10 protein-coding genes and 1 pseudogene are annotated in these 7,015 nt (G+C 48.1%); 2 read left to right on the top strand and 9 right to left on the bottom strand.

What is annotated here, in order from left to right; all coding sequences use genetic code 11:
- Positions 1–528: 528 nt before the first annotated feature.
- The 7 genes from BMW43_RS17510 to srlA all read right to left on the bottom strand — a co-directional run bounded on the left by BMW43_RS17510 (position 529) and on the right by srlA (position 4,734).
- The gene (locus BMW43_RS17510) at positions 529–1,266 is read right to left on the bottom strand and encodes a glucosamine-6-phosphate deaminase (RefSeq protein ID WP_091750711.1); all 738 of its coding nucleotides are present in this window, start codon (positions 1,264–1,266) and stop codon (positions 529–531) included.
- Between the two features lie 84 nt (positions 1,267–1,350).
- On the bottom strand, positions 1,351–2,370 hold the full coding sequence (locus tag BMW43_RS17505) for an iron-containing alcohol dehydrogenase (RefSeq protein ID WP_091750708.1): 1,020 nt from the start codon (positions 2,368–2,370) through the stop codon (positions 1,351–1,353).
- A gap of 27 nt (positions 2,371–2,397) precedes the next feature.
- A complete protein-coding gene (locus tag BMW43_RS17500; protein WP_091750705.1) occupies positions 2,398–2,805 on the bottom strand; it encodes a transcriptional regulator GutM in 408 nt (135 codons plus the stop codon).
- A 14-nt stretch (positions 2,806–2,819) separates the two neighbouring features.
- The gene (locus tag BMW43_RS17495) at positions 2,820–3,185 is read right to left on the bottom strand and encodes a PTS glucitol/sorbitol transporter subunit IIA (RefSeq protein ID WP_091750702.1); all 366 of its coding nucleotides are present in this window, start codon (positions 3,183–3,185) and stop codon (positions 2,820–2,822) included.
- A gap of 17 nt (positions 3,186–3,202) precedes the next feature.
- On the bottom strand, positions 3,203–3,736 hold the full coding sequence (locus tag BMW43_RS21835) for a PTS glucitol/sorbitol transporter subunit IIB (RefSeq protein ID WP_316843073.1): 534 nt from the start codon (positions 3,734–3,736) through the stop codon (positions 3,203–3,205).
- On the bottom strand, positions 3,733–4,116 hold the full coding sequence (locus BMW43_RS21830; protein ID WP_342725904.1) for a hypothetical protein: 384 nt from the start codon (positions 4,114–4,116) through the stop codon (positions 3,733–3,735). Before BMW43_RS21830 ends, BMW43_RS21835 begins: the two co-directional genes overlap by 4 nt.
- Positions 4,117–4,149: 33 nt before the next feature.
- A complete protein-coding gene (gene srlA / locus BMW43_RS17485) occupies positions 4,150–4,734 on the bottom strand; it encodes a PTS glucitol/sorbitol transporter subunit IIC (protein WP_091750699.1) in 585 nt (194 codons plus the stop codon).
- Between the two features lie 341 nt (positions 4,735–5,075).
- Here srlA and BMW43_RS17480 point away from each other — a divergent pair, with 341 nt between their 5' ends.
- Together BMW43_RS17480 and BMW43_RS21925 are read left to right on the top strand one after the other, a co-directional pair.
- Complete coding sequence (locus tag BMW43_RS17480) at positions 5,076–5,309, top strand: helix-turn-helix domain-containing protein (protein WP_091750696.1); 234 nt, start codon at positions 5,076–5,078, stop codon at positions 5,307–5,309.
- 209 nt (positions 5,310–5,518) lie between these two features.
- Positions 5,519–5,916, top strand: a pseudogene (locus BMW43_RS21925) (transposase); the annotation flags it as partial.
- Between the two features lie 80 nt (positions 5,917–5,996).
- Here BMW43_RS21925 and BMW43_RS17470 read toward each other — a convergent pair.
- Both BMW43_RS17470 and BMW43_RS17465 read right to left on the bottom strand, forming a co-directional pair.
- Complete coding sequence (locus BMW43_RS17470; protein ID WP_091750693.1) at positions 5,997–6,497, bottom strand: hypothetical protein; 501 nt, start codon at positions 6,495–6,497, stop codon at positions 5,997–5,999.
- On the bottom strand, positions 6,478–7,011 hold the full coding sequence (locus BMW43_RS17465) for a hypothetical protein (RefSeq protein ID WP_091750690.1): 534 nt from the start codon (positions 7,009–7,011) through the stop codon (positions 6,478–6,480). The genes BMW43_RS17470 and BMW43_RS17465 overlap by 20 nt, the downstream gene beginning before the upstream one ends.
- Between the last annotated feature and the right edge of the window lie 4 nt (positions 7,012–7,015).

Below are 7,015 nucleotides of genomic sequence, written 5' to 3'. Positions count from 1 at the left end.
ATACTCCTTTCGGAGAGCGGCAGGGTCTCCCAAGTTCACACGGAGTAATGGTGTGTAGCATGCCAAGACCTTCGATCCCGGGGCGCCAGACTTAACTCGCCTTTATCGCTAAGCCCAGTATTGTCTTCTGCTCGTCCCATACATCGACCTTTCCCTTTAGGAATTTCGGGATTCTACATCTTCAGCTTTCGCTTTCGGCCTACTACCTTTCCTACCTACGCTTAGACCTGGCGTTACCGCTTCAGTCCCAAGGCTGGATACAGAGTGGCTGGCTAGACCTTCTCTGGCGGGATTTCCACCCGCTTTACTCCGTGCGCTTCTTGGCGCACGGGACGGTTCCACAGAGTCAAATTCTCCGCTGCTGTTCATCATGTGAATCTTACTACCATCAACACTGACACCATCAGATCATTAGCACTGTCCCCGCTTCACATGGCAGGCAAAGAAACGGCGCGCAGTCCCTTCGATCGCAGACCACACGCCGCCTTTTTTTACTTCTTAACGTTTCGTCACTGCTCATGGCACAAATTACGTACTGCTTACCCCCACCTGCCAGGCCAGCTCCCTGTCCAGGATCACTGTCACATCCCGGTGCAGTTTGAGCAGCGTGCAGGGAACTTGCGTGGTGACCTCCTCCCCGGTTAGCAGCTTCTTCAATACAACGGCCTTCTGGCTGCCGGTGGCCAGCAGTACGATCTTTCCGGCCTGCAGGATATCACCAACTCCCATGGTGATGGCCGTCTTCGGCACCTCGTCCTCACTGGCAAAGAACCGGGCATTGGCTTGAATTGTCGCCGTATCCAGCGTAGCGATATGCACCCCGGCCTGCAGCACCCCACCCGGCTCGTTAAACCCGATATGCCCGTTCACCCCAATACCCAGTAACTGCACATCCCGCGGCCAGATCTCCAGAATCCGGCTAAAGTTGGTGATCTCCGGCTGCAGCAACTGACTGCCCGAAGGAATATAGGTATTGAGCGGGTTAATGTCGATATGATCAAAGAAATAGGTATCCATGTAATGGCGATAGCTTTGCGGATGGTCGGGCTTTAGACCGATATATTCATCCAGGTTAACCGTTCTGATTTCTGTATAGCTAACTACTTGCTGCTTATACGCCTCCACCAGGTACGGATACACCCCTTGCGCCGTCCCGCCGGTAGCCAGGCCCAGACAAGCCTGCGGATTGTCCTTAATAACGCTCAGCAGTTGATTCGCCGCTTCCCCGCAGGATGCTTCATAGGAATCGGTGACGATAATATTCACTGACAATAGTCCCTCCCTATACCGGGCAGGCAAGTCGCCTGCCCGGTGATGTATTGGTTACTGATTTGTATTTGGTTTCTTACCTTATCCGACGGGAAAATCCCGCTGATATTTCGCTAAGATCTCCTCTACCCACTCCGCCGTCACCGCTTTGGCGTTGCAGATCGAATAGCGGATATGCTGATCCCGGACAAACTGGTTCAGCGTTAAGAGCGCCTGCCGGATATCGTCGATCGTCACCTGCAGCGCCTGGGGCCGGATATCAAGCTCCGACCGCTGAATCAGTGACACCGCCCGTTCGTGCTGGTTATCCTGGAAAGCCGACATGAAGTAAACACCCAGGCAAACGGCTTGGCCGTGCAGGAACTGCCTGCCGGTGATCCGTTCCAGATTCATAAAGACATTATGCTCCGAACCGTCTTCCCACATGGTATGCCGCATCCGGTAGCTGTGTTCGGCAATCTCTTTATAGGCCCGGACGATAAAGCGCAGACCCGGCTCCTTGTTCTGTACGATATCGCCCATATACTCGGCTAGTAGGTCCAGCATTTCTTGCGTTTCATCATAGATTCGCTGGTCAAAGGCGTGGGATTTGGTGATTAAGGCATTGATCTTCCAGTCGTAACTAGCGGTCAGGCAGCTTAACAAGTCGCCGACACCGGACAAATTTAAATGCCTCGGTGCCTGCTCCAGGATATCAAAATCAATCAATATCTCTTTCGGCAGAATGTCGCCTTCGTATTTAACGACATGGTCATAGCGGACCGCTGTCTTGTAGCAAAGAAAAGCATTGACCGATAAGGCGGTCGGCATCTGGTATAAGGGCACCTGATGAGCGGTCGCCCACAGCTTAGCCGCATCGGCAGCCATGCCACCGCCCAGGCCCAGCACCTGCGTAAAGCCCGACAGGGTTTTGACTTCTTCCTCCATGACCTTTTTCTCCATGGTAGTAACGAAATAGAGCTGAATCGCGTCTTGCTTAACCTGTCCTTTCAGCTTTTCCCAGATGACTGGATCGGTAACAATCAGCCAGTTTTCTTTACTGTCAGTTAAGGTGGTTAGCAGATTCCGGCCATAAGTAACCGGATATTTCTCCTGGTTCATGATCGTTGATTCTCCTTTATGTTGGTGTCAGACCGCCTGAGCGGCTTGCAATGCCGCCAGTTTCCGGTGAACCTCTTCGGCAGCGCGAAGCTGGGCAGTCTCTTGAAGGGTTAGTTTTGCTCGCTGTCCATAGTCGACCAGCAGTTCGGCAATCTCACTAAAGGTAAACCGTTTGTCCGGCACAAAATCGGTACCGAGGCTGATGCCTTTCAGCCGGTAGGCACTGCGGATACGTCCGGTCGAGTCGGCCAGAATGAGATAGTACACCCGCCACCCCGTCCAGTGACGGGCCATACCACAGCCGCAAATACCTAATTTTTGTAGTCGGCCCAGCGTACGGGTGATCTTTTTCAGTTGGTAGATCCCAAGCAGCCCCTGCAACAGGATAAGGATGAAGAGATAGACCAGCAGGGCTTCCAGACTCAGGCTGTCCATGCCGCTGCCCTCCTCTACGCTTCCCGCTCAATAGCCAGCATCTCTCCTGCACTCGCTGCCCTAGGTTTGTCACCCGCCAGATGGATGCTGCCAGCCCAGGGAGTGGTGATGGCCCCATCAAAGCGCAGCGAGATATGTCCCAGATTGCGCAGGTTCTCACTGGCGACAGGACCTACGGCGGTCACGGGATAGCGTGTTTCGCCCAGCCGCAGGTAATCTCCCACTTGAATGTCTGTCACTAACTCCGCCGGAGTTAGAATCAGGCAGTAATCCCTTAATCCTTCCGGGGCATGAGGGTAAAAGGTGATCAGTACGTCGGTTTCGAGAAAGTCCAAGGCATAGGGGCCGATAGACTCAATGGTCGTGCGGTAGATATCCATGTCTGACTCTCCTTCCCTTACTGATAAATAAAGAAGCTGACGGCTAAGGCGGCCCCTACTTCAATTGGTGCGACTAAAAACTTGGCATAGAGCACCGCCGGAACGCCGACTTCGGCGGTTTCCGGTTCGGCTTCCGTTAAACTTAAGCCCACGGGAATAAAGTCGGCTCCCACCGGCTGGTGAATGGCAAACAGCGCCGGTAACGCCAGATGCGGCGGAATCTTGCCGCTGGCGATCAAGGTTCCCACTAAGACACCGATGGTCTGTGGGATGACCGCCCCCGGTCCTAAGATCGGTGACAGTACCGGAATGGCCGATACCATACCCAAGGCCAAGAGGCCCCAGGGGTTACCCGCTAAGGCGGCTAGTCCGTCGGCAATGCGCTGACCGAGGCCGCTGCCCATAATGATGCCGACAATGGCACTGACGAACACCATAAACGGCAGGACCGTGCTAAGCATGAGTTTAACCGACTCCCGTCCCGCCTGGACGAAGGTGCTAACCACCCGGCCAATCACGGAAGAGAGCGACAAAATAAAGTTCTGGCTCATGGGGTTTCCTCCTTCTTGATTTGTACCTGGTCCAGTCCGACCGCCGATACATAGATACCGGGTTTAATATAGGCAGCAAACGGCCCCGACGGACTGACCGGATTGATATTTACTGTTTTCAGACCCTTCTTCGGGAAAATCCCTAAGCGTAGCGTGCCGCCGCAGTTGACGACCACGCAGGCGGTCTCGGCATCGGGTACAATGGTAGAAAACCCATCCACCGCTTCGCCGCCGGACAGTTCGGCAATCCGCTGGGCCACCGGATGAATGCCGCCGCCGGTAATGCAGACAATCTTCCGGCGCTTGTCCTTAATCTGAACTTCTACCGGTACACCCCAGCCCCGTGGGCCGGGAGAAATAGCTACAATTGGTTGATTCACAGGTTGAACCCCCTCTATTGTTTTATGTTGATTTTACAGCAAAGGTTCCTCCATAGGCTGTCCTAGCTTCCGGGCCTCCAGCTTGCCCCAGTCGAGGCCTTTCTTGCGTGCTAACGCATGGGCAATCTTTTCCACGACAAAGGCTTTTAACGTCGTGGTAAACATGGCCAGGAAAAAGACGCTGACCGCCAGCGGCCCGATGGGTAGCCCGAGCTTCATGACTCCGTCGGCTACGCCTAACCAGGCATACAGTTCGGCCGGATTGACATGGGGAAAGAAGCACATGAGCGGCGCCATGGTGCTGCAATTCACCGCCTCATAATAGCCGGGCTTATATCGTTCCGGTAAAAACCGCCCCATCAGAAAGGCGGTGGGATTAGAAAAGAAAAACGCCGACAGGTACGGCAGGAATAAGTAACGAACCAGAATCTGTTTCCCGGCTAACCGTTGGGCCAGGCCTTCGATCCGGTCCTGCCCCACCAGAGCAATGATGGTGTTCATAATGGTCAGGGCAATTAAAGCCGCCGGTAAAATCCCGGTGATCATGCCGACCAGGGTTTCTCCACCGGTATTGATGAGCTTGATGAAGCTCTCGCCGGCGGCGACTAAAAAATCCATGGAAAGTCCTCCTTTATATCAGGAATGAGTTTACGAACGAGTGCGAAGGATACTAGAGAAAATGACAGGATAGTTTACGAAATTTGGTAGGTAGGTTATAATGAGAATGTGTTTTTGTACTTTTGTGCCTCTTTTTGGGCACAACGAACCAGGCAGTATCCTGCTTGCAGGCTGACGATACTGCTTGCTTGTTTGATTCACCTCGCTTTCAGCTTTTTACGGGTTATTGGCACCACCTCCTTAAATAATCTTAGAATGATTCCAACCTATATGTCGTTTCGTATTACGAAACTCACGTTTTAATTATACGTTTCGCAATGCGAAACGTCAAGGAGAAAATTATGTTTCCGAAGAAAATTTTTGCTGAACGATTAAAGAAATTACGAACCGACCATAATGTATCCATGCAAAAGCTTGCCGAAGAACTCGAACTAAAGAATAAAGGAACAATAGGGCAATTTGAAACAGAAAAAACCACGCCGTCTTCTGAAACTCTCATTAGAGTTGCTGATTATTTTAATGTATCTATTGATTACCTCGTAGGACGCTCTAACAATCCTGACATGCATAATTAAAAACGCCCAAAGGCATTAATGTCTTGGGCGTTTTTTCTCATATCAAACTGATCGGTAGTGTAAAATAGTTTGTGCTTTTGCCAATAGCCAAGCCAGATTATACAATAATACCAAGGGGGCAAAAGCATGGGACTATTAACAAAAGAACAAATCCGCGGACTGATCCAAGAACGTAATATGAAAACAACTGACGATATTTCATCAATGCTCAGGTTCTTGCCGATCTAAAACCAGTCTATACAGCTGCCGCTGATATCCTGGCGCTTGAGGCATTAGACGGCTTTGAGGCAAGTTGGGCAAAGAAATACCCTTTGATCGTCAATTCCTGGCGAACAAACTGGGCAGAGTTATCCACTTTCTTCAAATACCCTCCAGAAATCCGAAAAATCATCTATACGACCAATATGATTGAAAGTTACCATCGGCAATTGCGCAAGGTGACTAAAGGAAAAAGCATCTTTCCAAATGATGAATCATTACAGAAGATGCTGTACTTAGCGACTATGGATATTTTGCGCAATTGGACAGGCCGAGTTCAAAACTGGGTCAAATCTTGTTACAACTGTCCGTATTTTTCCCTGATAAAGTAAAGTCATCGTTAGTTTAAAAAGGGTAAAAGCACAAAACTATTTACAGACCCAACTATTGCGAACTATCATCATAACATTGTTGTAATGGTTATGATTTTTATTTCTTCTTCCACTTATCATGCTCATACCATGCTTTTCCATCATAGTTATCCCATATAACAGTTGATTTAGAGAATGAAATCGTAAGATGATAAGTGTCATCTCCACCATCAATAATAAAACAAACTACATTTTTATCATCATCAGTGTGTAATTCCTCCATGCTGTATAGATAGCAATAACCATTCAATGTTTTTTTTAGAATATCATCATATTTATCTGCATCTACCGTTATTGCTTCTACAGATTCAATCAGCTTATGGCTTGAATCATAGACTTTATATTCTCCAATAACAATATTCTCTATTTTAAAATGTTCAAAAATAATTTCGGCTTCGATTATACACATATCTTCGTCATAAGAATTTTGTGAATTCTGTACAGTTGCATTAATTGCTGATAATAACCATCTCATTTTATCTTCATATATATCTATCTTCTGTAATTCTGCATCATGAAAACTAAAATGATTTAGTTCATCAATTGCTACGTATTTCATATTTCTGAACACCCCTCTTCCAATTGTCGGGAACTAATAGCCACAAGCCTGGATTAACGCATTTATTACCTACTATATAATCATTAGGCGTATACTTAAAAGGTTTTTCAAGTCTCTTTTTAATCCCAGATAAAGTATTCATATTCAAAGTATAAATTAATTGCTTATCATATGATAATAATACTTTTTCTATTGTTTTATCTTCTAATCCATACAAATCATTCTGTAGCTCACTAAACCATCCTTCGTAGTAACTAGAGCGAGGCCCCCCCATTCCGTGTGGACAACCAGTATGGATTTCCTCTTCAGGGTTAACATAGCACCACCAACTTGCGTAAGTAATAAGTATCCCTAAGTCACTAACCTCATAAATAAACGCTACGAGATTTTCTTTCATAACAATACAATCAATGTACCCGTCACCTACAGGTTCTACTTTATATTTGCATAGTAATTCTTCTAATCTCTCAATTACTTCTTTATGACTTCTTACTAAAAAATCATAATACTTCATTTAA

The organism is Propionispora vibrioides, assembly GCF_900110485.1.
In the GTDB taxonomy this organism is placed as follows: domain Bacteria; phylum Bacillota; class Negativicutes; order Propionisporales; family Propionisporaceae; genus Propionispora; species Propionispora vibrioides.
This window is presented reverse-complemented; position numbering and strand designations above follow the sequence as displayed.

What these genes read in the sequence shown, in the direction of transcription:
- BMW43_RS17505 (WP_091750708.1), bottom strand. Translation starts at nt 2,370, where the DNA reads ATGAACCAGGAGAAATATCCGGTTACTTATGGCCGGAATCTGCTAACC.
- BMW43_RS17500 (WP_091750705.1), bottom strand. Translation starts at nt 2,805, where the DNA reads ATGGACAGCCTGAGTCTGGAAGCCCTGCTGGTCTATCTCTTCATCCTT.
- BMW43_RS17495 (WP_091750702.1), bottom strand. Translation starts at nt 3,185, where the DNA reads ATGGATATCTACCGCACGACCATTGAGTCTATCGGCCCCTATGCCTTG.
- BMW43_RS21835 (WP_316843073.1), bottom strand. Translation starts at nt 3,736, where the DNA reads ATGAGCCAGAACTTTATTTTGTCGCTCTCTTCCGTGATTGGCCGGGTG.
- srlA (WP_091750699.1), bottom strand. Translation starts at nt 4,734, where the DNA reads ATGGATTTTTTAGTCGCCGCCGGCGAGAGCTTCATCAAGCTCATCAAT.
- BMW43_RS17480 (WP_091750696.1), top strand. Translation starts at nt 5,076, where the DNA reads ATGTTTCCGAAGAAAATTTTTGCTGAACGATTAAAGAAATTACGAACC.
- BMW43_RS17470 (WP_091750693.1), bottom strand. Translation starts at nt 6,497, where the DNA reads ATGAAATACGTAGCAATTGATGAACTAAATCATTTTAGTTTTCATGAT.
- BMW43_RS17465 (WP_091750690.1), bottom strand. Translation starts at nt 7,011, where the DNA reads ATGAAGTATTATGATTTTTTAGTAAGAAGTCATAAAGAAGTAATTGAG.